General features: G+C 61.4%; 22 protein-coding genes. 17 read left to right on the plus strand and 5 right to left on the minus strand.

Going from position 1 to position 24,614, the window contains the following annotated elements; all coding sequences use genetic code 11:
- Nucleotides 1–227, plus strand: a 227-nt coding sequence (locus ABX74_RS29010; RefSeq protein WP_047890307.1) for a substrate-binding domain-containing protein, incomplete at its 5' end; no start/stop codon positions are given.
- A 3-nt stretch (nucleotides 228–230) separates the two neighbouring features.
- Here ABX74_RS29010 and otsB read toward each other — a convergent pair.
- Both otsB and kstR read right to left on the minus strand, forming a co-directional pair.
- On the minus strand, nucleotides 231–2,771 hold the full coding sequence (gene otsB, locus ABX74_RS29015; RefSeq protein WP_047890308.1) for a trehalose-phosphatase: 2,541 nt from the start codon (nucleotides 2,769–2,771) through the stop codon (nucleotides 231–233).
- Nucleotides 2,772–2,858: 87 nt separating this feature from the next.
- On the minus strand, nucleotides 2,859–3,497 hold the full coding sequence (kstR, locus tag ABX74_RS29020; protein WP_003945752.1) for a cholesterol catabolism transcriptional regulator KstR: 639 nt from the start codon (nucleotides 3,495–3,497) through the stop codon (nucleotides 2,859–2,861).
- Nucleotides 3,498–3,591: 94 nt separating this feature from the next.
- Here kstR and ABX74_RS29025 point away from each other — a divergent pair, with 94 nt between their 5' ends.
- The 6 genes from ABX74_RS29025 to ABX74_RS29050 all read left to right on the plus strand — a co-directional run bounded on the left by ABX74_RS29025 (nucleotide 3,592) and on the right by ABX74_RS29050 (nucleotide 10,641).
- On the plus strand, nucleotides 3,592–5,754 hold the full coding sequence (locus ABX74_RS29025; RefSeq protein WP_019746852.1) for an acyl-CoA dehydrogenase: 2,163 nt from the start codon (nucleotides 3,592–3,594) through the stop codon (nucleotides 5,752–5,754).
- 83 nt (nucleotides 5,755–5,837) lie between these two features.
- Nucleotides 5,838–6,878: an acyl-CoA dehydrogenase family protein gene (locus tag ABX74_RS29030; protein ID WP_047890309.1), complete on the plus strand. Its 1,041-nt coding sequence runs from the start codon at nucleotides 5,838–5,840 to the stop codon at nucleotides 6,876–6,878.
- Nucleotides 6,863–8,014 (plus strand): acyl-CoA dehydrogenase family protein, encoded by a 1,152-nt coding sequence (locus ABX74_RS29035; protein ID WP_019746854.1) that lies wholly within the window; start codon nucleotides 6,863–6,865, stop codon nucleotides 8,012–8,014. The genes ABX74_RS29030 and ABX74_RS29035 overlap by 16 nt, the downstream gene beginning before the upstream one ends.
- A 10-nt stretch (nucleotides 8,015–8,024) precedes the next feature.
- Nucleotides 8,025–9,032, plus strand: coding sequence for a bifunctional MaoC family dehydratase N-terminal/OB-fold nucleic acid binding domain-containing protein (locus ABX74_RS29040; protein WP_019746855.1), 1,008 nt, complete (start codon nucleotides 8,025–8,027; stop codon nucleotides 9,030–9,032).
- A gap of 2 nt (nucleotides 9,033–9,034) precedes the next feature.
- A complete protein-coding gene (locus ABX74_RS29045) occupies nucleotides 9,035–9,475 on the plus strand; it encodes a MaoC family dehydratase (protein WP_020968404.1) in 441 nt (146 codons plus the stop codon).
- Nucleotides 9,472–10,641 carry a lipid-transfer protein gene (locus tag ABX74_RS29050; protein WP_019746856.1) on the plus strand — a complete coding sequence of 390 codons (1,170 nt, stop codon included), beginning with the start codon at nucleotides 9,472–9,474 and terminating at the stop codon, nucleotides 10,639–10,641. The genes ABX74_RS29045 and ABX74_RS29050 overlap by 4 nt, the downstream gene beginning before the upstream one ends.
- A gap of 107 nt (nucleotides 10,642–10,748) precedes the next feature.
- Here ABX74_RS29050 and ABX74_RS29055 read toward each other — a convergent pair whose 3' ends face one another.
- Nucleotides 10,749–12,053 carry an HNH endonuclease signature motif containing protein gene (locus ABX74_RS29055; RefSeq protein ID WP_047890311.1) on the minus strand — a complete coding sequence of 435 codons (1,305 nt, stop codon included), beginning with the start codon at nucleotides 12,051–12,053 and terminating at the stop codon, nucleotides 10,749–10,751.
- An 85-nt stretch (nucleotides 12,054–12,138) separates the two neighbouring features.
- Between ABX74_RS29055 and ABX74_RS29060 the strand changes: the two genes are divergently transcribed.
- The 6 genes from ABX74_RS29060 to ABX74_RS29085 all read left to right on the plus strand — a co-directional run bounded on the left by ABX74_RS29060 (nucleotide 12,139) and on the right by ABX74_RS29085 (nucleotide 18,011).
- Complete coding sequence (locus ABX74_RS29060) at nucleotides 12,139–12,681, plus strand: GNAT family N-acetyltransferase (RefSeq protein WP_047890312.1); 543 nt, start codon at nucleotides 12,139–12,141, stop codon at nucleotides 12,679–12,681.
- Between the two features lie 54 nt (nucleotides 12,682–12,735).
- A complete protein-coding gene (locus tag ABX74_RS29065; RefSeq protein ID WP_047890313.1) occupies nucleotides 12,736–13,737 on the plus strand; it encodes an AraC family transcriptional regulator in 1,002 nt (333 codons plus the stop codon).
- A 134-nt stretch (nucleotides 13,738–13,871) separates the two neighbouring features.
- The gene (locus ABX74_RS29070) at nucleotides 13,872–14,282 is read left to right on the plus strand and encodes a VOC family protein (protein WP_047890314.1); all 411 of its coding nucleotides are present in this window, start codon (nucleotides 13,872–13,874) and stop codon (nucleotides 14,280–14,282) included.
- A gap of 126 nt (nucleotides 14,283–14,408) precedes the next feature.
- Nucleotides 14,409–15,602, plus strand: coding sequence for a serine hydrolase domain-containing protein (locus tag ABX74_RS29075; RefSeq protein WP_047890315.1), 1,194 nt, complete (start codon nucleotides 14,409–14,411; stop codon nucleotides 15,600–15,602).
- A gap of 103 nt (nucleotides 15,603–15,705) precedes the next feature.
- Complete coding sequence (locus ABX74_RS29080) at nucleotides 15,706–16,554, plus strand: mycofactocin-coupled SDR family oxidoreductase (RefSeq protein WP_003945658.1); 849 nt, start codon at nucleotides 15,706–15,708, stop codon at nucleotides 16,552–16,554.
- The gene (locus tag ABX74_RS29085; RefSeq protein WP_047890316.1) at nucleotides 16,551–18,011 is read left to right on the plus strand and encodes an MFS transporter; all 1,461 of its coding nucleotides are present in this window, start codon (nucleotides 16,551–16,553) and stop codon (nucleotides 18,009–18,011) included. The genes ABX74_RS29080 and ABX74_RS29085 overlap by 4 nt, the downstream gene beginning before the upstream one ends.
- Before the next feature lie 30 nt (nucleotides 18,012–18,041).
- Here the strand turns inward: ABX74_RS29085 and ABX74_RS29090 are convergent, their stop codons facing one another.
- Nucleotides 18,042–20,000, minus strand: a complete 1,959-nt coding sequence (locus ABX74_RS29090) for a glycoside hydrolase family 71 protein (RefSeq protein ID WP_223258047.1) — start codon at nucleotides 19,998–20,000, stop codon at nucleotides 18,042–18,044.
- Nucleotides 20,001–20,044: 44 nt separating this feature from the next.
- On the opposite strand from ABX74_RS29090, the gene ABX74_RS29095 reads away from it, so the two are divergent.
- From ABX74_RS29095 to ABX74_RS29105, 3 genes are read left to right on the plus strand one after another with little or no spacing between them, the layout of a single operon-like run.
- The gene (locus ABX74_RS29095) at nucleotides 20,045–21,001 is read left to right on the plus strand and encodes a daunorubicin resistance protein DrrA family ABC transporter ATP-binding protein (RefSeq protein WP_003945489.1); all 957 of its coding nucleotides are present in this window, start codon (nucleotides 20,045–20,047) and stop codon (nucleotides 20,999–21,001) included.
- Nucleotides 20,998–21,798, plus strand: a complete 801-nt coding sequence (locus tag ABX74_RS29100; protein WP_003945537.1) for an ABC transporter permease — start codon at nucleotides 20,998–21,000, stop codon at nucleotides 21,796–21,798. The genes ABX74_RS29095 and ABX74_RS29100 overlap by 4 nt, the downstream gene beginning before the upstream one ends.
- Before the next feature lie 30 nt (nucleotides 21,799–21,828).
- Nucleotides 21,829–22,458, plus strand: coding sequence for a TetR/AcrR family transcriptional regulator (locus tag ABX74_RS29105; protein ID WP_019746866.1), 630 nt, complete (start codon nucleotides 21,829–21,831; stop codon nucleotides 22,456–22,458).
- Here ABX74_RS29105 and ABX74_RS29110 read toward each other — a convergent pair.
- The gene (locus tag ABX74_RS29110; RefSeq protein ID WP_047890318.1) at nucleotides 22,449–23,243 is read right to left on the minus strand and encodes a putative protein N(5)-glutamine methyltransferase; all 795 of its coding nucleotides are present in this window, start codon (nucleotides 23,241–23,243) and stop codon (nucleotides 22,449–22,451) included. The two genes, ABX74_RS29105 and ABX74_RS29110, sit on opposite strands and share 10 nt — an antisense overlap.
- A 207-nt stretch (nucleotides 23,244–23,450) precedes the next feature.
- Here ABX74_RS29110 and ABX74_RS29115 point away from each other — a divergent pair, with 207 nt between their 5' ends.
- Nucleotides 23,451–24,611 (plus strand): lipase family protein, encoded by a 1,161-nt coding sequence (locus ABX74_RS29115; protein ID WP_047890319.1) that lies wholly within the window; start codon nucleotides 23,451–23,453, stop codon nucleotides 24,609–24,611.
- Nucleotides 24,612–24,614: the final 3 nt, after the last annotated feature.

Below are 24,614 nucleotides of genomic sequence, written 5' to 3' on the forward strand. Positions count from 1 at the left end.
CGCGCTGGCAGGGCATCGATGTACCTGGCCAACTGTCGATCACCGGATTCGACGGCGTCGACGAGGCGCTGCGCGAATCACTGACAACGGTGCGCCAGCCCCAGGAAGAGAAGGGCCGGCGCGCCGGTGCGCTCCTGATGTCGCCGTCTGGATCCGGCGTTCCGATAGTCGAGATGCTCGACACCGAACTACTGGCAGGGCGAACATCAGGTCGGATCAAGGGGTAGCGCTCACGCCAGGAGTTGGGCGCAGCGCAACAATCCCAGATGGCTGTACGCCTGGGGATGGTTGCCCAGCGAGCGTTCCGCGATGGGGTCGTACTCCTCTGCGAGTAGTCCGGTAGGACCCGCTGCCGCGACCAACTGATCGAACAGTGCCTCTGCTTGCAGGCGTTGTCCGATCAGTAGGTAGGCCTCGACGAGCCAGGCGGCGCATAGGTGGAACCCACCTTCGATGCCGGGCAGACCGTCGTCGTGATGGTATCGGTATACCGTTGAGCCGCTGCGTAGTTCAGCTTCGGTGGCTACGACGGTCGCTGCAAAGCGTGGATCCGTCGGATCGATCAGTCCCGACAGTCCGATGTGCAGAGTAGCGGCGTCGAGATCGGTACCGTCGTAGGCCGCGGTGTACGACTGGACGTCGTCCTTCCAGCCTTTGTGTCGTACTTCGTCGGCGATCTGGTCACGCAGTTCCGCCCACTCGGGCAGAGCCTCGCGAGAAAAGCGGGTAGCAAGATCGACGGCGCGGTCGACGGTGACCCAACCCATCACCTTGGAATAGACGTGGTGGCGCGGGTTGTCGCGAATTTCCCAGATGCCGTGGTCCGGTTCGAACCAGCGCCGCTGCACTGCTTCGACCATGGCGCACACCAGTTCCCAGTCGCGGTCACTCAAAGGATCGCGGGCACCGGCCTTTTCGCGTGCATTCGCCAGTTCGACGATCAGCTCGACGATCGGGCCGAACACGTCCAGTTGAACCTGCTGATTCGCGGCGTTTCCGACGCGGACCGGCCTGGAACCGGCGTATCCGGGAAGTGAATCGATGACCGCCTCTGGCGGTAGCGAGGTCCCGTAGAGCGTGTAGAGGGGGTGCAGGCGCTCGGGTCCCGGCAGCGTTTCGAGCACGCGGTGGACCCAGTCCAGATAGTTCTCGGCCTCGTCGGTGGATCCGACGCTCACGAGAGCTGTTGCGGTGAGGGCGGCGTCGCGCAACCAGCAATAGCGGTAGTCCCAGTTGCGGACTCCGCCGATCTCCTCCGGCAGGGATGTTGTGGCGGCGGCCATGATGGAACCTGAATCGGCATGAACCAGCCCGCGCAAGGTCAGCGCCGAGCGTTTCATCAAGTCCGGCTTCAGCTTCGGCAGTTCGAGCGTCTTGGCCCAATCGGACCAGTATGCCTCCGAGGTCGCTCGACGCTCGAGTTCCGGAACTTCGGAAGGACCGATTTCTTCTGTTCCGCAGCGCAATTCGAGTACGACGTCACCCTTGGACGGCTCGACGATGGCGTGGGCAGTCTGCTGGTTTCCGTCGGTGGCGATGTTCCACAGCACACCAGGGGAGCGGAGCACGTACGGCTCGTTGGTGCCGAGGACCCGAATGCCCTCGTCGACGACCTCGAGCGTGACCTGACCCTGGCCGAACTCGGGACGGGGTGCAAACGAGACGATCGCGTCGGCCTGACCGGAAATGATGCGGGTCAGGTCGGTTCGTCCCTGCGGGACGTCGTGCGGGAGGTAGTCGGTGACGGACAGGCTCGCCCAGCGGGTCTGAACGGTCATCGTGCTGTCGATGTACTTCTGGCTCAGTGGCAACGCTGTGCGGCGAGGCCCAACCGAGAAGTGGCCGGCCCCGGTTCCGCCGAGAAGGTGCGCGAAGACCGCCGCGGAATCCGGTTCCGGGTGACACAACCAGGTCAGCGTCGCATCCGGGGTCACCAAAGCGACGGTGCGCGGACTGGCGAGCATCGAGAGTCGCTCGATGGGCGGAGCGTCGGCACCGGAAAGCCACGTACGACGCTCGTCGAGCAGGAACGCCAGAGCAGCAGCGACATCCTCGGTGCTGTCGACGCGATAGTCGGCGACGGTGTCCCCGCTGCCGACCTTGATTCCGATGTCCGGCCCCTGCAGCCTGCTGAACGCCTTTTCGTCGGTCACGTCGTCCCCGATGAAGACGGCAGCGGTAGCGCCGTCCTGATGGCGGATCAAGTCGAGTGCGTGGCCCTTGTCGGTGGCGATGACCGCCAACTCGACCACCGACTTACCCTCGGTGACCTGAACGCCCGGCCAGAGTGCCGATTCGGTGCGAACGGCGATGAGCGCCTTCTCGGCGTCGTCGGCGCTGGTGTTGCGTACGTGCAAGGCGACGCTGGCGGGCTTCTTCTCCACAGTTGCGCCGGGGGTGTCGGCGGCGATTCGGCCTAACTCGGTGACGATCTCGTCGAGCAGTTTCCTGGCGTCGGCGTCGATCGCGTGAACGAATCCGATGTCGAACTCGGAGCCGTGGCTGCCGACCAATTGCACTTCGGCGGGAAGCCGGGACAGCGCCGCCAGATCCTTGAGGGCGCGGCCCGAGATCACGGCAGCAGTCGTCGACGCCAGGCTGGCGAGGGAGCGGAGCGCACGCACCGTTTCCGCGCGGGGATACGCCTTGTCCGGGTTGGCGACTATGGGTGCCATCGTCCCGTCGTAGTCGGAGGCTACGAGCAGACGCGGCGTGCGTGCCACGCCCGACAGCGCTCGGCGGAGTTCGATGGACAGATCTTGTGCGCTCACCTCTTCAAATCTAGGTGATGCAGCGACTCCTGGCTCGATACGTTTCTGCCAGATCAGTGCAAAAATGACAGATGCGACAAAGGATGTCTATTCGGGTTTCCGAGTTCCGTCACCGAGCAGCAGTTCAACCGTCAATTCCAGTCGATTGGCGACATCGGTAGCCGAAGAACGTCGCGTGAGCCAGGCCACCAAATTGGACAGCCACACATCGGAGATCACGCGCGCGATTGCCAACTGCTCTTCGGTCGGTTCCTCTTCGGTCATCGCTCGTGCGAAGAGGCGGTCCATCAACTGGCCCACCTGATCGACCTCTGCCGCTGCGGAGGCGTCGGCGAACATGAACGCGCGAGTCATGGCTTCGGTGAGGAGCGGATCGCGCTGCATCGCGCGGGTGATGAGGCTGAGGATCAGCTGCATCCGCTCGAGCGGGCTGGTTCCAGGTGGGATCTTGCCCTTGGAATCGATCTTCTCGAATTCGCGTGCCAGAGCGGACACCAACAGGTGAACCTTCGAGGGGAAGTAGCGATAGAGCGTTCCGACTGCGACGTCGGCGCGCTCGGCCACGGCGCGCATCTGAACAGCCTCGTAGCCACCCTTGGACGCCAGGGCGAGGGTTGCGTCGAGAATCCGCTTGCGGCGTTCACGTTGCGCGTTGGAGCTGAGATCGTCGTCCCCGAGCGTTGCAGAAGCAACCGCGTTGGAGCGGGATCGGGATGTTGTGGTCATCGACAAATTCCTTCGCGCCTTGACTCTTGGCCAGGTGTCATATTAGAACACGTTCTAAACAATTGTGTCACTTATCGAGAGGCGGGAACCAGTTGTGACAATCGCCACGACCGATGAACAGCGGGCGGTCCAGGAATCGATAGAGGCCTGGGCTCGCTCGGCCACGCCGATGGACATGGTACGCCGTGGACCAGCAGTTTCGTGGCGGGAGAAATGGTCCGAGTTCGCGTCTCTCGGGATATTTTCCGTCGCCGTTCCTGAATCGGTAGGCGGAGCCGGAGCCGAAATCGTCGATCTCGCAGCAATGCTCGAGCAGGCGGCAATCGAACTTGTGCCGGGTCCTGTTCTCACGACTGCGCTTGCAGCTCTGGTGGTTGGGCGTAGTTCGTCGCCCGCTGCCAAGCGCTGGTCCGAAATGCTCGCCGACGGTGCGTTGCCGTGTGCCGTCGTATTGGACGAAAGTCCAGTTGCGGCAACGGCGAATGCGTCCGGCGGCATCGAGCTTCATGGCGAAGGAGGTTACGCCTGGGGTGGAGACTCGGGCGTATCGGTCCTCGTGTCGGCGGGCGTGGTGTCGGAAGGTGAAGGCTCGCGTGTCGTCTGGGCTCTCGTCGACGGAGACAGCGAAGGTGTGACCTACGAAGCGGTCGACACGATCGACAAGTCGCGACCACTGGCGCGAGTCTCCTTCGACCGAGTGACGGTCGACGCCGACCGAATCCTCGATGACATTGCGCCAGGATCGGTTTCCGATCTAGCGGCGGTACTTGGGGCTGCCGAAGCTGCCGGAATTGCGGCATGGAGTCTGCGTACTGCGGTGGAGTACGCGAAGATTCGCGAACAATTCGGAAAGCCCATCGGTTCGTTCCAGGCGATCAAACATATCTGTGCCGAAATGCTGTGCCGAGTGGAAAATGCCGGAGCTGTCGCCTGGGACGGTGCGGTCGCTGCCGAGTCGGGCGACGAACTTCCGATCGCGGCGGCGGTGGCGGCCGCGGTGTCTCTGGACGCCGCTGTCGATACGGCGAAAGACTGCATTCAAGTGCTCGGCGGCATCGGATTCACCTGGGAGCACGAGGCGCACTTCTACCTTCGCCGAGCACTGTCGCTCCGGCAGATTCTGGGCGGATCGTCCCGCTGGCGCGCACGCGTCGCTGAATTGACGATCGGCGGCGCACGGCGTCACCTTCAGATCGACTTGAGTGAGCTGGAATCCGACCGGTCCGACATTCGCGAAGAGGTAGCGCAATTGGTGGCGCTGCCCGAATCCGAACAGCGCAACGCGTTGGCCGAATCGGGATACCTTGCGCCGCACTGGCCGAAGCCGTACGGCCGGGGCGCCAAGGCCGCGCAACAGATTTTGATCGAAGAAGAGTTGGCGGCCGTCGGTATCGGCCGACCTGATCTCGTGATCGGGTGGTGGGCAGTTCCCACCATCCTCGAGCACGGCAGTGCGGAGCAGATCGAAAGATTTGCGACACCGACGCTCAAGGGTGAGATCACCTGGTGTCAGCTCTTCAGTGAACCTGGCGCAGGTTCGGATCTTGCCGCGCTGCGTACGACCGCGGAGAAGGTCGACGGCGGTTGGAAGCTGAACGGACAGAAAGTCTGGACTTCGCTTGCACGTGAAGCTGACTGGGCCATCTGCCTCGCCAGAACCGATCGCGAGGTTCCCAAGCACAAGGGCATCACGTACTTCCTTCTCGACATGAAGACAGCCGGGATTCGGATCTCGCCGCTGCGTGAGATCACCGGCGATGCTCTGTTCAACGAAGTCTTCCTCGACGACGTCTTCGTGCCGGACGACTGCGTCGTCGGCCAGCTCGGCGGAGGCTGGAAACTGGCCCGAACGACCCTCGCCAACGAGCGAGTCGCGATGAGCGGGGGCTCTTCGCTCGGCGGTGCGATGGAGGAATTGCTCGAGCTGGCGGGCGATCCCGATCCTGTGGTTGCAGACAAGCTCGGTGGGCTGATCGGAACCGCCATGGTGGGCTCGTTGCTGGAATTGCGCACGACACTGCGGCAATTGGATGGTCAGGATCCGGGCCCGGCGTCGAGCGTCCGCAAGCTGGTGGGCGTGCGCCAGCGTCAGAATGTCGCAGAGTTCGCCATGGAATTGGGTGGCCCAGCCGGATGGGTGGAGGGTCCGCTCTCGCGTGAGTTCCTCAACACGCGATGCCTGTCGATTGCCGGCGGGACCACGCAGATTCTGTTGACCGTCGCCGCGGAGAGAATTCTGGGCCTGCCCCGTGATTAGACGGCGTGAGTAGAGGCCTTTAGAAATGTCCACGTTGGTGATACAACTAGAACACGTTCTACATCAGAGACAGGATTGCCAGCGTGGACTTCACTCCCGATGAAACCCAGGAAGCGGTAGCCGAGGTGGCTACCGCGCTCCTTGCCCGCGAACTGGAGCCGGACGCGCTCTGGGCGGCATTCGCCGAAGCCGACCTGCTCACGTTGGCACTGCCCGAGCGTCTGGGCGGCGAGGGCCTCTCGGTCACTGACGTCGGCTCTCTTCTCGTCGAGGTCGGCCGGGCCGCCGCTCCCATTCCGGCTCTCGCAACCCTCGGCTTCGGCGTACTTCCCATCGTTGCTCTGGGGGCCGACGCTCAACAGGACGAATTGCTCACCGGAGTCAGCGCCGGACGGGTGTTCACCGCGGCGCTCGGTGAGCCGGGTCAGCAGTTCCCGGCGCAGCCGTCGACCACCGCCCATCAGTCGGGCGACTGGTATCGCGTCAGCGGGACGGTGCTTGCCGTGCCTTTCGCGGCGAGCGCACACAGAATTCTTGTGCCCACCGACGCCGGAGTCGTGCTCGTCGATCCGACCGCCGCCGGCGTCGCATTGACGCCGACACCCAGTGCGTCCGGCAGTCCGGAGTTCGCAGTCACGATGGACGAGGCAGTCGGTGAACTTCTCGGTGCCGGCGAGGAAGCCGTCCAGACGCTGTACCGGATCGCTACGGCGAGTATCGGAGCCGTTGCAGACGGTTTGGTGTCCGGTGCCGTCGATCTCACTGCGGCACATGTCGGCTCACGCGAGCAATTCGGCAAGCCGCTGGCCACGTTCCAGGCGGTCTCACAGCAGATCGCCGACGCCTATGTCACCTCGCGGACTCTTCACGTCGCGGCGTTGTCGGCGTCCTGGCGCGTGTCGGAGGGCCTGGATGCCCAGTCGGACCTCGACGTCATGGCGTACTGGATCGCCCAGGAAGTACCCGCCACGATGCAGGTGCTTCACCACCTGCACGGCGGTCTGGGCGTCGACGTCACGTATCCGCTTCATCGTTACTACTCGACTGCAAAAGACTTGGCGCGCCTGCTCGGCGGCGCTTCGCAGCGACTCGACCTCGTGGGGGCCCGGTGTTCATCGATCTGACCGACAGTCAGCGCGCATTGCAAGCTGAACTTCGACGCTACTTCTCGACGCTGATCTCGCCCGAGGAGGCCAAGATCATGCGTGTGGAGCGGCATGGCCCTACCTATCGTGAGGTCATCCGTCGTATGGGCAAGGACGGTTGGCTCGGCGTCGGCTGGCCGGTGGAGTACGGCGGACGTGGGTTCGGTGAAGTCGAGCAGCAGATTTTTGTCAACGAGGCTGTGCGGGCGGATGTCCCACTGCCTTCGGTGACGTTGCAGACCGTCGGTCCGACTCTGCAGAAGTACGGCAGCGAGGAGCAGAAGCAGAAATTCCTGCCCGCGATCCTCGCCGGTGAAGTGCACTTCGCGATCGGCTACACCGAACCGGAAGCCGGCACCGACCTTGCAGCCCTGCGTACTTCGGCGGCACGAAACGATGACGAGTACGTCGTCAACGGCCAGAAGATTTTCACCACCGGCGGGCATGACGCCGATTACGTGTGGCTCGCCGTGCGGACCGGATCTGCCGATTCGCGGCACCGCGGCATCTCCATCCTGATCATGGACACCAAAGATCCCGGCTACACCTGGACCCCGATCATCACTTGCGACGGTGCGCATCACGTCAATGCCACCTACTACGAGGACGTTCGCGTTCCGGCGAACATGCTTGTGGGTGAAGAGAATCAGGGTTGGCGCCTGATCACGACGCAACTCAACCACGAACGCGTCATGCTCGGTCCGGCAGGTCGCGTCGCAGGGATTTACGACCACGTCTTCGATTGGGCCAAGCGTGAAAACCTGCTCGATCACGTTGACGTACGACGCGCGCTCGGCGAGATTCACGCGACGTATCGCCTCAACGAACTGCTCAACTGGCAAGTGGCATCGAGTGATTCGGAGTCGGTGGACATTGCCGACGCTTCGGCAACCAAAGTATTTGCGACCGAACGCATCCAGCGAGTCGGTCGACTCGCGGAAGAGATCGTCGGACGGTACGGAAATCCGATCGATCCCGAAACGGCTGATCTCATGGAGTGGCTGGACATGCAGATCAAGCGCAACCTGGTGATCACCTTCGGCGGTGGAGTCAACGAGGTGATGCGCGAATTGATCGCTACCGCCGGCCTGAAGCTTCCCCGCGTTCCGAGATAGGAAACAAATCGTGTCAGATCCCATTCTCACTGCTGCCGAGCGGGTTCGAGAGGACGGGCCAAGCGCTCCTCGCGCCGGCCGGGACCCCGTGAACTTGCCGATGATCCGCAACTGGGTCGAGGCGATCGGTGACGAGAACCCGATCTACGTCGACGAATCGGCCGCCCGCGCCGCCGGACACGACGGAATAGTCGCGCCGCCGGCGATGGCGCAGGTATGGACGATGCGCGGTCTGGGGGCAATTCGAGAAGCCGATGATCCGTTGGGCCGGATGACGGACATTCTCGACGAGGCCGGATTCACGTCTGTCGTCGCGACCAACTGCGATCAGATCTACCACCGCTATTTGAAGCCGGGTGAAGAAGTCACCATCTCCTCGGTGTTGGAAGACGTAGTGGGACCGAAGAAGACAGGTCTTGGTGAAGGGTGGTTTTTCACTACCCGTAGCTTCTGGCGGGTAGGCGAAGAACTGGTCTCGGAGATGATGTTCCGGATCTTGAAGTTCGCGCCGCCGGTAAGTGAGCGTCCCTCCACTGACGTACCTGCGGACCTGGACGCATCTCGGATGCTGCGCCCGACGGCGTCTCTCGACACACAGTTCTTCTGGGACGGTGTCGCCGCACACGAGTTGCGTATTCAACTGCGTGCGGATGGTTCGGTGCAGCACCCACCCGTGCCCGCGATCTGGAAGGACAAGTCGGAGCAGACCGACTACGTGGTCGCGTCAGGACGGGGAACGGTCTTCAGTTTCGTCGTTCACCACGCGCCCAAGGTTCCTGGTCGGTCGTTGCCGTTCGTCGTTGCCCTGGTCGAACTGCCTGAGGGTGTGCGGATGCTCGGCGAATTGCGCGGCGTCGATCCCTCGAGTGCGTCGATCGGAATGGAGGTGGAGGCGATCTACCTCGACTTCCCCGGAGACGACGAGACCGGGGGAACTCCCTGGACTTTGTACGCCTGGCAGCCGGTTGGGGCTTCTGCGGTTTCGGCGGTTCCTGCGGTTTCAGCGGGGAAGGAGTGACGATGACTTTGACGACGGATATCACTGTGGGAGAGGTTCTTCCGCAGCTCTCGATTTACGGCGACCCGACGTTTGTGGTCTCGGCAGCACTAGCTACCCGCGACTTTCAGGATGTTCACCACGACCGTGATCTCGCACAGAAACGCGGCTCGAAAGACATTTTTGTCAACATCCTCACCGACACCGGCCTGGTGCAGCGATTCGTGACCGACTGGGCAGGACCGCGGGCAGTACTCACGTCGATCAAGCTGCGCCTCGGGGTCCCGTGGTACGCCTACGACACTTTGACGCTCTCCGGCACGGTGACCTCCTACGACGAGGATCTCGTTTCTCTCGCGGTGGTCGGCAAGAACAGTCTGGGAGATCACATCACTGCGCAGGTCACACTGGCATTTCCGGCGTCGGGCTCGAATGGAGACATTGAAAACGGAGACATTGAATGAGCGCATTGTCCGGCAAGGCCGCGATCGTCGGAATCGGAGCCACGGATTTCTCGAAGGACTCCGGTCGCAGTGAACTGCGACTGGCCGCCGAGGCTGTTCAAGCCGCGTTGGACGACGCCGGTCTGACACCCGCCGACGTCGACGGTCTTACCTCGTTCACCATGGACACCAACACCGAAGTGGCAGTGGCTCGTTCGGTGGGTATCCCGAACCTCAAATTCTTCAGTCGTATTCACTACGGTGGCGGTGCCGCTGCGGCGACGATTCAGCAGGCGGCCATGGCGGTTGCCACTGGCGTCGCGGACGTCGTCGTGGCCTATCGCGCATTCAACGAGCGATCGGGTGCGCGTTTCGGGCAGGTGAACTCCGGCCTTGTGGCGCAGGTCAATTCGTCGGGAACGGACAACGCCTTTTCCTATCCTCACGGATTGGGTACTCCCGCATCGTTTGTCGCGATGGTCGCGCAGCGATACATGCACGTATACGGAGCGTCCAGCGAGGACTTCGGTCGAATCGCCGTCGCGGACCGTAAGCATGCAGCCACCAATCCGAAGGCGTTCTTCTACGGAAAACCGATCACCCTCGAGGACCATCAGAACTCGCGATTCATCGCTGAACCTTTGCATCTCCTCGATTGCTGCCAGGAATCCGACGGCGGCATCGCCATCGTCGTCACCTCGCCAGAACGAGCCAAAGATCTGAAGAACACACCCGCCGTTATCGCTGCCGCCGCACAGGGCAGCGGGGCAGATCAATACATCATGACCAGCTATTACCGCGACGGTTTGACCGGCCTACCGGAGATGGGCCTTGTCGGCGATCAACTCTGGTCACAAAGTGGGCTGCGCCCGTCGGACATGCAGACGGCGATCTTCTACGACCACTTCACGCCCTATGTTCTGATGCAGCTCGAGGAACTCGGTTTCTGCGGAAGGGGAGAGGCCAAAGACTTCATCGCCGGTGGCGCAATCGAACTCGGAGGCAAGCTTCCGATCAACACCCATGGTGGACAGCTCGGCGAGGCATACATCCACGGGATGAACGGTATCGCCGAGGGAGTTCGGCAGATCCGCGGTACTTCGGTCAACCAGGTCGACTCCGTCGAGAATGTACTGGTGACTGCGGGAACGGGCGTTCCGACATCAGGGCTTGTTCTGACTCGCTGATCGTTGTGAGCACAGCTTCATCAAGCGTCACGGCCTGTTGGCACCGCACCGAGGTTTCCTTCGATGCGGTGCTGGGCCGTGTTCTGTTGTGCCCGAGGAGTACTACCTCAGGTTTTGAATGTGGTGTTCGCCGGCCGCGGATGCCGCTGCGGGTCGATCGAGGGTGGTGGGATGAACCACGGTTTGTTGTCGACCCCGATCCGGATCACCCACTTCCCGACGAACCCGGACTTGCGGTGCATCAGCCGGTGATGTGAACGGCACAGCAGGACAAGGTTGTTCATCACCGTCGGCCCGCCGTTCGCCCAGTGCCGAATATGGTGCGCATCGGTCCAGGCCGGTACACACGTGCAGCCGGGGAACGCGCAGCCTCTGTCGCGGGCGATCAACGCCACTCGCTGCTCCGCGGTGACCAACCGTTTCCCGGGTCTCGCATCCAAGGGCGCGCCGTGATCATCGAGCAGAACAGTCGAGAGGAAACAGTCACACCCGAGAAGTCTGGTCTGCGAGACGGACAGTGGTCCGAGCCACGGCATATGTCCGACATCGAGATCTGACACAGCCGCTCCACCACCAGAAGCAGCGGGTGTTGCTGCGCAGTCCCGATGCTCCGCGAGATCACGAGCATTGATGTGCACGTTCACGTGCGGACGCTGGCCACCATCCGTGCCGGTTTTCGCGCAGTCCAGGTAGCGGCGGATCAGTTCGGTGAACCCGTCCGCGGTCCGCTTCGCTGCGGACCGAGAATCCGGGGTTCCATCGGGTGCCGGGGTGGGCATCGTCAGATTCGACAGGGCCGATAGCAGCATTTCGCCGGTGAGGGCGTCGAAATCTCCGCGCACCACCACCCGACCATTCAACGTCGACGCGATGCGCAGCTCGTTCCGATCCTCATCTTCGGCGGGTGGAATCTCATCGGATTCGAAGATTCGCTCCAAGGTCGCGATGACGTTCCGGACTTTCGTCGTCGTGGCCTCCACACCGGAAGCAGCAGCCAACAGTAGGTCGATACAGCGAGGGAGCGCTTCGTCCGGCATTCCCTTCGGTGGTGATTCGCAGAACGCCACGATCAGCACGGCGTGCTCGAAGGAGCAGTCCCCGACGTCGAACCGGGCCGTCACCGCGGGAAACGGTCGTAGCGCTGCACCGAGGGCGGCGATCTTCTTCCCGTCCCGAACCTGCAGCATCGTGTTCGCCGCCAACCAGGACCCGACACCGCGGCTGGCGATCACCTGATCATCGGGCCGCAACGACAACTCGTCCACCACCGCCACACGAACGGCCTCGAGCCGCAGAATCTCCGCGCTCGCCGACACCGCAGCCGCACGTAACTCAGAAGCAGACAACCGCCACAGTCGTCCGCGCAACCCCACCGCAGAACCCGACACCACATCCGACAACAGAACACTCATTGAATCCCCCGATCCCCTCCCCAAATCATACTCGAACATGCGTTCGAGTCAAGAGGTGCTTTCGGGCTCGCTCTAGGATCGCTGGATGTTCACGTTGACTACGGAACGCCTTGTTCTTCGAGATTTCACTGCCGCGGATGAAGATGCCGTCCATCAGTACGCGTCCGACCCTGCCGTCTGTAGATATGTTGATTGGGGGCCGAACACCCCTGCGATGACCAGGGCATTCCTGGCTGACACGGCACTCGAAGCTGCGCTCGTCGAACGTCGCACGTTCACCCTGGCCATCACGTCGAAGGCTGATGGAACGGTCATCGGTTCGGTAGCTGTGTGGGAAGTGTCCGTCGCGCACCGGCGGGCGGAACTCGGTTTTGTCGTGAACCCGAAGTTCCAAGGACGAGGTTATGCATCCGAGGCAGGGAGCGCGGTCCTGGGACTCGCCTTCGCTCGCCTTGGAGCACAGCGCGTGCAGGCAACGTGTCGTCCGGAGAACTCGGCGTCGGCGTCGGTGCTCACCAAAATCGGAATGGTGGAGGAGGGGCGGATGAGGGCTCACATGGTGATCCGGGGGACCGCGGTGGATTCGCTGCTTTTTGCTGCAACACGACCTGCCGCCGTACAGCCATAGACCGCGTCGGCTCACTTTCGTGACCTTCCCGGGCCCTGGTGCGATACTCGAACCATGTTCGAGGATGCCTTGCTCATCGACGCGGCCGGCCGGCCCACTATGCAGCATCACCAGGCCTTTTCTCGGGACTGGGACCGCATCAAGGAATGGTCCGACAACATCTACATGCCGTATACGGTCACGCCGATAGGAAGTCGGTTGAAGCCGGCTTCGGACATGTACTCGGCGGCGGTGGGCAAGATCGACGTCACCCGATTCTGCTACGGCATTCCGGTCTCTGTCGGTGAATGTTCTCCTGAGGCCGGAAACATTCTGGTTCTGACGACGATCAGAGGCAACGGCCGACATGCCCTTGGCCGGGGAGCTGCGGCAAATACTGCCGTGGGGGAGACTTTTGTCGCCGACTGTAGTCGGACCGACTATTTCGTCGAATTCGACGAGGATCATCTGCAGCTGAATCTCACTGTGCCGCATCAGCTTGTCGCCGACCACGCCCGGCAGTGGTACGGGGCGGTTCCCGACGATCGTCTGTGGCGGCACAAGTGCACCATCGGCGGGCGTGGCTCGAGTTGGCTCGCATTGATGGACTACGTCGTTCGCGCGATTGCAGAGTCGCCTGACGCGATGTCGGGTGAAAGGCTGGGCGCCAGGGTTCAAGAACTCATCACGGCTCAGCTTCTCGACGAGTGGGCGACGCAGGCCGGGTTGCAACTCGGCGCCGACGTCGCCTCCGCCGAACCGGCATACGTGCGATCGGCGGAGGAGTACATCGATACCTTCGCGCGCTCGGTGCCGACGGCGTCCGAGATCGCGGCTGCGGTGGGCGTCAGTGTCCGGGCGCTCACTGCGGGATTTCGACGATATCGAGACACCACGCCGGGGCATCGATTGCGCGCGCGTCGACTGGAGGGGGTACGCAGCGAACTGTTGCGTTCCGATGGGAGAACCGTCTCCGAAATCGCAAACGCCTGGGGCTACGTCAATCTGGGCATGTTTGCGGCCGCCTACCGGAAACGGTTCGGAGAGTTGCCTTCCGAGACTCGGAACCCACTCTGAGGACAGTTGTTTGAACGGTCATGACGATCGGTTTACGCACTCGATGAACTGCGATGATCCGTTGTTTCGTGTCGGAGCGTTCTGCAAGGATTGAAATCGAACGTGACAGCAATCCCACGAGCTAGGAGTACGTCATGGCAACTCGACTCAATCCGTACATCAGTTTCAACGGTAACGCGCGTGAAGCGTTGGAGTTCTACAAGGGCATTTTCGGTGGCACGCTGGCGCTGAGCACGTTCGGTGAATTCGGCAATCCCGGCGAAGGCGGGGACAAGATCATGCACGGAATGCTCGAGACCGATCAGGGATACACCCTGATGGGTGCTGACACTCCGCCCGGCATGCCGTTCAACCCCGGCGACAACATCACGGTCAGCCTCAGCGGCGACGACGGCGATGTGCTGCGCGGGTACTGGGAGCAACTGTCGGGAACAGGTACGGTCAGCGTTCCGCTCGAGAAGCAGATGTGGGGCGACGAATTCGGCGCCTGTACAGACAAATTCGGTATTTCCTGGCTGGTGAATATCGGAGCGCCCCAGAGCTGACTCCAGACTCTGCCCGGTTCTGCCGAAACGAGACAGTTTTCCTGCCGTTTCGAGGCAGAGCCGGGTGTGTGATCGCCGTTACATTCTGTTCGACAAGACAAGTTGCAAGTCGGATGGAGAAATGCAGTGACGATCGAAGATATTGCGCGGAAGCCCCTTTCGAAGCAGCGCCTCGACGACGTGCTGGCGCGCGCAACTCAGGGGGCTGATCGCGTCCCGGGTGTGGTCGCGATGATCACGGATCGAGAAGGCAACATCTACGAGGGTGCTGCGGGCGAGCGGACTCTCGGTTCCGGCGTTCCGATGACCCTCGATACAACCTTTGCGCTCTTCTCCACCACCAAGGCGATCACCGGTACCGCTGTCCTGCAATGTGTGGAGGAGGGATTGCTCGATCTCGATGCACCTGCAGCGACCTATGTTCCCGACATCGGTGAGCTGAAGGTCCTGGACGGTTTCGACGCCGGCGGAAACCCCGTTCTTCGAGAACCCAAGCGTGACATCACCACTCGCATGCTGCTCCTTCACACTGCAGGGTTCGGCTACGACTTCTTCAACGAGTCGTACAACCGGCTCTCGCAGGAACATGGGCAGCCCAGCGTGATCACGTGTAGCAAAGCGGCGCTCACGACACCGCTGCTCTTCGACCCGGGTGAGAAATGGGAGTACGGCACCAACATCGACTGGGCCGGACAGGTCGTCGAGTCGATTCGAGGTCAGCGACTCGGCGATGTCATGCGTCAGCGCATCTTCGAACCTCTCGAGATGGCCGATACGGCATTCACGATGAGCCCGTCGATGAAGGATCGATTTGCGCCGATCCATCAGCGTGAGAGCGACGGAAGCCTCACTCCGCTCATTGGATTCGAGCTTCCGGCCGAACCCGAGGTGCACATGGGTGGTCACGGTTTGCACGGCACTGTCGGCGACTACATGAAGTTCATTCGTATGTGGCTCAACGACGGCGCGGGCACATCCGGTCGCGTGTTGTCGCCGGAGACGGTAGCTGCAGCCGTTCAGAACGGGCTCGAAAGCCAGCACGTGGGGTTGTTGCCCGGAGTTCTCCCGACGCTGTCCAACGATGCGGAATTCTTCCCCGGTGTACCCAAGGGATGGGCATACTCCTTCATGACAAATGAAGAGGTGGCACCCACCGGTAGGCCGGCCGGATCGCTGGCTTGGGCGGGTCTTGCCAACCTCTATTACTGGATCGACCGGCAGACCGGCGTCGGCGGGTTCTGGGCAACGCAGATTCTGCCGTTCGCGGACGCTGGATCCATCAACGGATACCTGGAATTCGAGACCGCCGTTTACCAGTGATCGGCTGGATTCCCGCTGTCCGGGATCGACTGTTTCTTTCGGGCGGGTTCGGAGTACGCATGAAGTACAGCGCACGCTTGCATACGACGAACTAGGAGACGGCATGAACAGCCTCGAAGGCAGCTTCGAAGGAAAAGTTGCACTGATCACCGGCGCCGCACGCGGTCAGGGGCGCGCCCACGCTGTTGCATTCGCGGAGCGTGGCGCGGACATCGTGATCTGCGACCGGTGCGAGAACAGTGATGTCGTCGCCTACCCCCTCGCAAACGAGGAGGATCTGAAGGAAACTGTTCGTTTGGTGGAAGCCACCGGTCGTCGGTGCATTGCCGTCAAGGCAGACACCGCTGATCGCGACGCAATGGACGCGCTCGTTGCCCGCGCTGAAGCCGAGTTCGGCCGTGTCGACATCGCCGTCGCGAATGCCGGTGTGTCCGTGCCCGCTCCGATCACGTCGATGACGTCGGCACAGTGGAACGAAGTCATCTCGTCGAACCTGACCGGTGTGTTCAACACCGTTGCGGCCGTGTCAGGTGGAATGGCGGAACGTGGTTACGGTCGCATCATCACGATTTCCTCGATGATGGGTCGATCAGGTGGCACCCAGATGGCGGCGTACGGCGCCTCCAAATGGGGCGTCATCGGCTTGACGAAGAGTGTGTCGCTCGAACTGGCCAACTCGGGTGTGACCGTGAATGCTATTGCACCGGGAAATATCTCGACGCCGATGATTCACAACGACATGATGTACGCAATGATGCGGCCTGACCTCGAATCGCCGACGGCAGACGACGTCGAACCCGTGTACGCGACTCTGCATGCGCAGCCGGTCGGTTGGCTGGATCCCTTCGAGATCACGCGAGTAGTCCTGTTCCTCGCCGCCGACGCGAGTGCCCACATGAGTGGCATCGTGGTTCCTGTCGACGCCGGAGTAGCCGCTCGCTCGAACGCTTGACGGACAAGACTGTTCGCGCGAAAGCGCGGACCGGGTGGGTCGTCGGCGTCCTGAGTCTGAGCGGTGTGGTGGTCGCGCTGCAACAGACCTTGGTGGTGCCGGTCCTGCCTGCGTTCGCGACGGCATCGGGAGTATCGTCGTCCACCGCTTCCTGGCTGGTGACCTCGACGTTGCTGACCGGTGCCGTCGCAACCCCTCTCATCGGCAGACTCGCCGACATGTTCGGCAAGCGCGCGATGATGCTCGTCTGTCTTGCCGTGATGATCGTCGGCTGCATGGTTGCTGCGCTCAGCCAGAGTTTCTGGTTACTGATCCTCGGGCGCTCGTTGCAGGGGTTCGCGACGGCACTTCTGCCCGTCGGAATCAGCATCATGCGCGATGTCCTTCCTCCGGAAAAGCTCAGTGGTGCAGTAGCTCTCATGAGTGCGACGTTGGGGATCGGTGGCATGTTCGGTATGCCGATGGCTGGGGTGATCTCGGCGCACTGGGGACTACCCGCGCTTTTCTGGGTCACCGGTGGATTCGGGGTCGTACTGATAGTCGTCTTGCCGCTGGTGGTGCCGGAATCGACTGTGAAGAGTCGCGGACGCTTCGACTTTCTGGGAGCCACAGTCCTCACGCTCGCTATGACTGCACTGCTGCTGGCCGTTTCGAAAGGAACCGAATGGGGCTGGGCAAGCCCCGAGGTTCTGGTTCTGATCGCGTCCGGCGTGGTCTTGCTCTGTGGATGGATTCCGTGGGAACTGCACACGCCGGCACCGCTGGTCGATCTGCGGACTTCCCTTCGCGCTCCGATTCTGGTTTCGAACGTCTGCGCAGTATTACTCGGTTTTGCCATGTTCATCAGCGCGTTGGCGGCAACGCAGGAACTTCAGTTGCCCCTGGCGTCGGCGGACGGTCTCGGACTCTCGGCTGCCGAAGCCGGACTGGCGATGATGCCGGGCGGAGTCCTGATGATCGGATTGGCGCCGGTGTCGTCGAAAGTGACGAGGCGATGGGGAGCGAAGGCTACGTTGGCGTCGGGTGCGATCGTCATTGCAATCGGATATGTCCTGCGTGTGCTGTTGGCGCCGACGTTGGTCAATATCGTGATCGGCGCTGCCGTGGTATCGGCCGGTGTGGCATTTTCCCTGGCAGCCATGCCGACTCTGATCACCGAATCTGCGCCGATCCATCAGACTGCCTCGGCCAACGGATTCAACAGCCTGCTCCGTTCGGTCGGTACCTCCACCGGAAGCGCCGTTGCGGCAGCGGTATTGGCCAGTTCAACGGTGGTGATCGGTGCGAGCGCTGTACCGACCCTGCATTCGTTCGCGGTTTTGTACTGGATCGGAGCGGGCGTATCGGCACTGGCCGCCGCTGTGACGTTGGCAGTGAAGGTGGAGCGGACGGGGGCGGTATCGCTGCCCGAGCTACCAATTGCAGCCGAAACCGATGGCGCAACGAAGATCGGGTGAGTTGTCGGACTCACCCGATCTTCGTCACCGTTATCTCCGACTGGAATCAACCAGGTACTCGAGATTCTGGTTGTACGGGGTGGCCGTTACCGCAGCGTGCGAACTCACCCGGGACACCTCGGTAGTGCCGCGAACGACAGAAGCCTTGATGGAACCTACTTTCAACGGGGCGATGCAGCTGCTCATCCCGGCCGGGGCATTGCAGGTGGTTGTCGTGGTTCCCACCGTCACTTTGACGACCGCCGGCGCCGTTAAGAAGGAAAGGACTTCGACGGTATCGCGAGCGGGGGACGACCATTGGCGCAGTGTCATAGGGGCAGCAGAGCGATTGACGGGGACCGCGGAGACCGACTGATTGCGGTAGATGAGATACGCGGTGTCGCGAACAATCGCGGGTGAGGCGCCGGTGCGGAAGCTGTACAACCCGTAGGAACTCATGTCGAGCAACGCACGCCCATGGCCGACGCTGGGCGCGAACGACGTTCCCTCGCTGTAGTCGTTCCAGGTGACGAGCTGTACCCATTCGCTGTTGGACGCAATCGCAATCTGCCACATGTTCTGCAGATTCTGTGAATTCTGTGCCTCGTCGTAGATCGACTGACTTGGACGAACATCTTGGAAGGCGACTGGTTGCATCCATATCTTTCCCAAGGAGTGAGCGGCAGCGGCAAGTCCCATCGGAGAGTTCGGGTTCGATCCCGAGAGCGGATTTCCTGCCGGATTTCGATTACCCCAATTCGACATCCCGTAGCTGATCGATGCAAAAGAATTCCGGTTGGCTGCAGCGTCGAGGAAAACCGGAACAAATGCCACATTTATGCCGTAAGAATTCTTCATAAGAGTGATGAACTCCGACCACCAGCCCGCTGTCTTGTTTTCGGCAAGGAATGGAGATATCACGAGCCGTCCGTCGTTCAATTTGAACGATGATGCCATGGTCGAATACGGTTTCATCTCTGCTGCCATTTGAGCTGCGGTCATGTTTTTGAACGCGCCGTTCATATCAGGCATGAGCATGATCTTGAAATTCGGATCGACTGCTGCGGCCGCTTTGATCAGGGCGGTGGGCACGGTGGAACCCCACCAACTGGTGTCGGTTGCCTTGGCGATGATGTCGACGGAGAATCCGTCGATGCCCGCGGCGATTGCCGAACGAACTTCGTTTTCGAGGTCGCGTTGGCGCCACTGCGTATCGGCGATGGGTTGCCGCGGTGTCGGCCGATCGCGGAGGAATCCCCCGTAGCGAACGTGTTTGTTGTTCTCGCCGTTGACCGTAAGATATTGTGTCGCATAGTAATCGCCAGACGGATTCGCATTGTCGATCGAAACCGGATAGGGCGGGAAGTAGTGAGCGAAAACCAACTTTCCGTTCAGTGCTGACTTGGGTGGAATGTCGAATGGCAGCGCTGCAGATTCAGGATTCGCCGAGAACGAGGTAAGCGTGTACGTCGGCGCGGAGCGCGGTTGTGTGTTGTACGCGGCGATCAGTGCGGCCGCGACAATCACGGCCAGGGTGAAGCAGATGGTCTCGAAGGAATATTTCGCCGTTTTTCGGATCCACGGAGTTCGGATGTATCGAGTTCTGATACTCATGGCACAGTCAGCCTTTCTCGATCCCCCGAAGTATGAGTCTTCCCCGCGTGCACTGAATCGGTGATTCAATTCTTTTCGGCCTCTGTCTGATTTGTAATTCGAGATTCGACACCATAAGTCAACCGTCACCGGCCCGAGTGTCACTTGCTGTACGAGTGTAACGCTGCCGCGTTCATCATGAATACCTGAAAGCGGTCTTTGTTCAAGAATTTCGGGTTTTTCTTTCCGGTATATATCCGTCGAAAGGTCGGTGAAATTTATCGGCTGTATTGGACAGGACTGGGACGTGTGGTCTGTTCCGTACCTCGTGGCCGAAAGGCACCGGCGAAACCAGGGAGGTGATTGCAGCCGGACAACTGACGAAATTTCCTGGAATGTGTCGGCCTCCTGGGTCACACTGGGGAACGGACTACCGACGGATTACCGATGCGGGAGGGCTCATGACCGAAGCGATTGTGGCCGAGGGGCTGGTCAAGAAGTACGGCGACGTCACGGCATTGGACGGCATCGACCTGGAAGTGCGCGAGGGTTCGGTGATGGCCCTGTTGGGCCCCAACGGCGCCGGAAAAACCACTGCAGTAAGGATATTCACGACGCTGCTCATTCCGGACGGTGGACGCGCCAAGGTTGCCGGGCTGGACGTGGTCGAGGATGCGCGGGCGTTGCGATCCAAGATCGGTGCTTCGGGTCAGTATGCCGCGGTCGACGAGTACCTGACGGGCTATGAGAACTTGGACATGGTCGGGAGGCTGTATCACCTCGGCGCCCGAAGCAGTAAGGCCCGAGCGCGTGAATTGCTCGAGCAGTTCGATCTCGTCGAGGCTGGAGATCGGCCGGTCAAGGGCTATTCCGGCGGAATGCGGCGACGTCTCGATCTCGCCGGCGCATTGGTTGCTCGGCCGCAGGTGTTGTTTCTGGACGAGCCGACCACCGGCCTCGATCCTCGTGCGCGACTCGGCCTCTGGGATGTCATCGAAGGGTTGGTGGCGCAGGGGACAACACTGTTGCTCACGACGCAATACATGGAGGAAGCCGAGAGGTTGGCCGACCAGATCGCCGTCATCGACCGCGGCTCGGTCATCGCGCGCGGTACTGCAGATCAGCTGAAGGCTCGGGTCGGGGGTGAGCGCATCGAACTGAGTGTGCACGAGGTCGAGCATCTCGACATCGTCCGCGAGGAATTGCGCTCGCTTGCCGTGGGGGACATTCAGGTTCAAGAGAATGTCCGTCGCGTCACCGTTCCTGTCGACGACGGCACCGATGCGTTGGTCGCAGCGCTGAATCTCCTGTCGGCACGAGGCATCCGGGTGTTCGACGTCGGTCTGCGCCGGCCCACTCTCGACGATGTCTTTCTCACACTGACCGGGCACCAGGCTGAACTGGAGGATCAGAAATGACCGTGCAGATGGCGCTCGAAGACGGTTTGACCATCGCCAGGCGAAACTTGATCAAGATCAAACGCGTTCCGGATCTGCTGGTGTTCACCACTTTGTCGCCGATCATGTTCGTGCTCTTGTTCGCATACGTGTTCGGCAGCGCGATCTCCGTCCCGGGCACGTCGTATCGAGAGTTCCTGATCGCCGGAATCTTCACGCAGACGGTCATATTCGGTGCTACCTGGACTGGTTTGGGGATGGTCGAAGACATTCAGAAAGGAATCATCGACAGATTTCGATCGCTGCCTATGGCTCCGTCTGCCGTGCTGACCGGCCGAACATCGAGTGACGTGTTGATCAACGTCATCAGCTTGGTGGTCATGTCGTTGACCGGTCTTCTGGTGGGGTGGCGCATCCATTCCAGCTTCCTCGAGGCGGTGGCCGGGTATGCGCTGCTTCTGTTCTTCGCGTACGCATTGTCATGGGTCATGGCTGTTGTCGGGCTTTGGATCCGCACGCCGGAAGTGTTCAACAACGCGAGTTTCATCGTCATCTTTCCGCTGTCGTTCATCGCGAACACTTTTGTCGAGACCACCAATCTTCCCGGCCCGCTCAAAGTGATCGCCGAATGGAATCCGGTGTCGGCGGTGACTCAGGCGGTGCGTGAATTGTTCGGCAATACCAATCCTGCGATGACGGTTCCGGATGCGTGGCCACTGCAGAATCCGGTCATCGCGTCGCTGTTGTGGACTTTCGGTTTGCTGATCGTCTTCGTGCCGTTCGCTATTCGCCGGTATCAGAAGGCAGTCAGCCGCTGACCTGGTGATTCCGGCCGGTAGGGTGGGTATGTGCCGGAGCCCGAACGCATCGACAAACGCAGCCTGAGATACGCCGGGCGACGTGAGGAGTTGCTCGACGCGCTGACCCGCTATGTCATCGACAACGGTGTCGGGGAACTGACGGTGAGGCAGCTCGCCAAGGCCGTAGGTGTGTCGCATGCGTCGTTGCTCAACCATTTCGAGAGCAAGGAGAACCTGCTCTCCGAGGTCATCGAGAACATGCGTGGTGAGTCCATTCCGATTGCGGTTCCGATGAAACCGGGGGTCGATCCGGCGACAGTGCTGACCGCGTGGTGGACCGAACGTACGACGCCGGAGGTCCTGCCGCGGTTCCGAGTGATGGTCGAGATTTACGCCCTCGCGCTCGGCGACCGCGAACGCTACGGACGGTTCCTGGACCGTTTTGTAGGCGATTGGATCGAGGCACTGGAAGCCGGTCTACGACAAGCGGGTTGCCCCGAGGACGATGTTGCCTCTGTCGCTACTCTGTTGCTCTCGCAAATGCGGGGTCTGTCGATGGATCTTCTGGCCACTGGGGACCGGGCCCGCGTCGATCGTGCGTTCGGGCTTTTTGTCGACGGCTTTGCCGCCCGCGCTCGGGAGTGGTCCACGCCAGGATCCGATCGCCTTCAACACTGACCGATCACCACGGTCGAGGCGGTCTCACTGTAGGTTGCCACTCGAGTGAGAAAACCTCCCCGAGTGAATGTTTCAACAGTCATTTCGACCTGCTCCGTACTCGTCTCGACGAGAAGACAGCCACCCGGTCGTAGCCACGGCGCAGCGTCCGCGATGATGCGTCGCTGCAGGTCCAGTCCGTCGGTGCCGCCGTCCAACGAGACCAGCGGTTCGTGAAGACGGGCTTCGGGCGGCATCAGCCTGATCGAATCGGTGGGGACGTAAGGTGCATTGGCAACGACCACATCCACGCGACCGAGTAATTCCGTCGGCAGTGGTTCGAACAGATCGCCTTCGAGTACGCGCTCGGGCGGTGTGATGTTTCGGCGAGCGCACCGCACCGCGGCTGGTTCCACATCTACCGCGTACAAATCGACGGTATCGAGCGTCGACTGCAGGACAGTACCGACAGCTCCTGAGCCACAACACATGTCGACGACGACGCTTCCCGAGACGACGAGTGAGCAGGCCTGCCGGGCGAGGAACTCGGTGCGCCGGCGTGGGACGAAGACTCCAGAGTCGATGTGAATGCGCAAGCCGCAGAACTCGACCCATCCGAGGACAGGTTCGAGTGGTTCGCCGGCAACTCGTCGGTCGACCATCGCGTCGAGTTCATCGAGAGAGCGTGCGGTGTGAAGAAGTAGGCGAGCCTCGTCTTCGGCGAATACGCAACCTGCTGCTCGGAGAATCGCAGCCACGGACTTCTGCTGCGAAGCAGGGAAGGTCGGGAGATCAGGTGCTGACATGAGAGAGCCTTTCGGCCTCCTGATCTCGCTGGGACCTGCACGTATCGAACACCGCCACCCTACCCGAGCAGGCGTGTCACGACGGTAGATGCGGAGTGGGAATCTAGGTTGACCAATTGGTAAGGCTGTTCTATGGTCTGAACTCGATCGGCTGATGTGGGGCCGATCACCACAGATGCACCGTCACCGCAATCGTAGGAGAAGTACGTGAGTAAGCGACTGGGTAGGACGCTCGTCGGGCTGAGTGCGAGTGCATTGGTGGCGTTGACAGTTGCGGCGCCGGCCGGAGCGGAACCGAATGATGCTCCGGGTGCTGTCGTGAGTCGGGAGTTACTCGGTCCCGATCGGGTGATCCCGGGTGCCGTGAGCGCAACAAAGGTGACGTACTGGTCGACGGGCCCGAAGGATGCGCCGATGACGAGTACCGGTGTGGTGTATCGCCCAGAGGGATCTCCGCCCGAGGGTGGTTGGCCGGTCATCTCCTATGCGCACGGAACGGTGGGTGTCGCGGATCAGTGTGCGCCGAGCAGCAGTGTTCCACTCGAACGGACCGCGACACATCTGGGTCACTGGCTGGAGCAGGGATACGCGGTGGTGACGACCGACTACGTGGGGCTCGGAACACCTGGTGTTCACCCGTATCTCGACGGTCGTTCCGCTGCACACAGCGTTGTGGACATGGTGCGTGCCGCTCGTGCGGTCGACGACGACCTGTCGAGCGAATGGGTTGCGATGGGACAGTCGCAGGGTGGGCAGGCGACTATGTTCACCGCTTCGCTTGCCACTGATTACGCGCCGGAGTTGGACTACCGCGGCGCTGTCGCCACTGGTGTCCCCTCGAACATCGAAAATCTTCTACCGCTCGGTGGTCCGGCTTTCCCGGCGCTTCCGCTCAAGGGTACGACGGTCTACATCGCGAACGTTCTTGACGGACTGCGTGCTTCGCGGCCGGACATCGACATCGACTCGTATCTGACCCCGCTCGGCAAGACCATCCTCGACGACGTCGAGAACAACATGTGCTACACCGAGGCGCGCACGAAGTACGGAACCGTCACACTCGGGCAGGTGCTGACGAAGTCGCTGGACAATCCAGTATTCATGGAGGCTGCGCGTGAACTGCTCACTGTGCCGACCGCAGGATACGACCGCCCGTTCTTCATTGGTCAGGGGTTGTCGGACGTCGATGTTCCGGCACCGCTGACACTGAAGTTCGCGGCTGACCTCGCTGCCAACGGTGTGGAGTTTGCATTCCATACCTATCCCACTGATCATCTGGGAACCGTCCCGGCTTCGGTTCCAGACAGCAGTCCCTTTGTCGCGGCGCTGTTCTCTGGTCGACAACCCTGTACCGGAAGCCTCTGCTGACCA

This window comes from Rhodococcus sp. ARP2 (assembly GCF_001029585.1).
Lineage (GTDB): Bacteria > Actinomycetota > Actinomycetes > Mycobacteriales > Mycobacteriaceae > Rhodococcus_F > Rhodococcus_F erythropolis.

Bases quoted from the DNA above. Each gene is read 5' to 3' on its own strand.
- kstR (WP_003945752.1), bottom strand. From the start codon at position 3,497: ATGACCACAACATCCCGATCCCGCTCCAACGCGGTTGCTTCTGCAACG.
- ABX74_RS29045 (WP_020968404.1), top strand. From the start codon at position 9,035: ATGACTTTGACGACGGATATCACTGTGGGAGAGGTTCTTCCGCAGCTC.
- ABX74_RS29050 (WP_019746856.1), top strand. From the start codon at position 9,472: ATGAGCGCATTGTCCGGCAAGGCCGCGATCGTCGGAATCGGAGCCACG.
- ABX74_RS29055 (WP_047890311.1), bottom strand. From the start codon at position 12,053: ATGAGTGTTCTGTTGTCGGATGTGGTGTCGGGTTCTGCGGTGGGGTTG.
- ABX74_RS29060 (WP_047890312.1), top strand. From the start codon at position 12,139: ATGTTCACGTTGACTACGGAACGCCTTGTTCTTCGAGATTTCACTGCC.
- ABX74_RS29065 (WP_047890313.1), top strand. From the start codon at position 12,736: ATGTTCGAGGATGCCTTGCTCATCGACGCGGCCGGCCGGCCCACTATG.
- ABX74_RS29070 (WP_047890314.1), top strand. From the start codon at position 13,872: ATGGCAACTCGACTCAATCCGTACATCAGTTTCAACGGTAACGCGCGT.
- ABX74_RS29080 (WP_003945658.1), top strand. From the start codon at position 15,706: ATGAACAGCCTCGAAGGCAGCTTCGAAGGAAAAGTTGCACTGATCACC.
- ABX74_RS29095 (WP_003945489.1), top strand. From the start codon at position 20,045: ATGACCGAAGCGATTGTGGCCGAGGGGCTGGTCAAGAAGTACGGCGAC.
- ABX74_RS29100 (WP_003945537.1), top strand. From the start codon at position 20,998: ATGACCGTGCAGATGGCGCTCGAAGACGGTTTGACCATCGCCAGGCGA.
- ABX74_RS29110 (WP_047890318.1), bottom strand. From the start codon at position 23,243: ATGTCAGCACCTGATCTCCCGACCTTCCCTGCTTCGCAGCAGAAGTCC.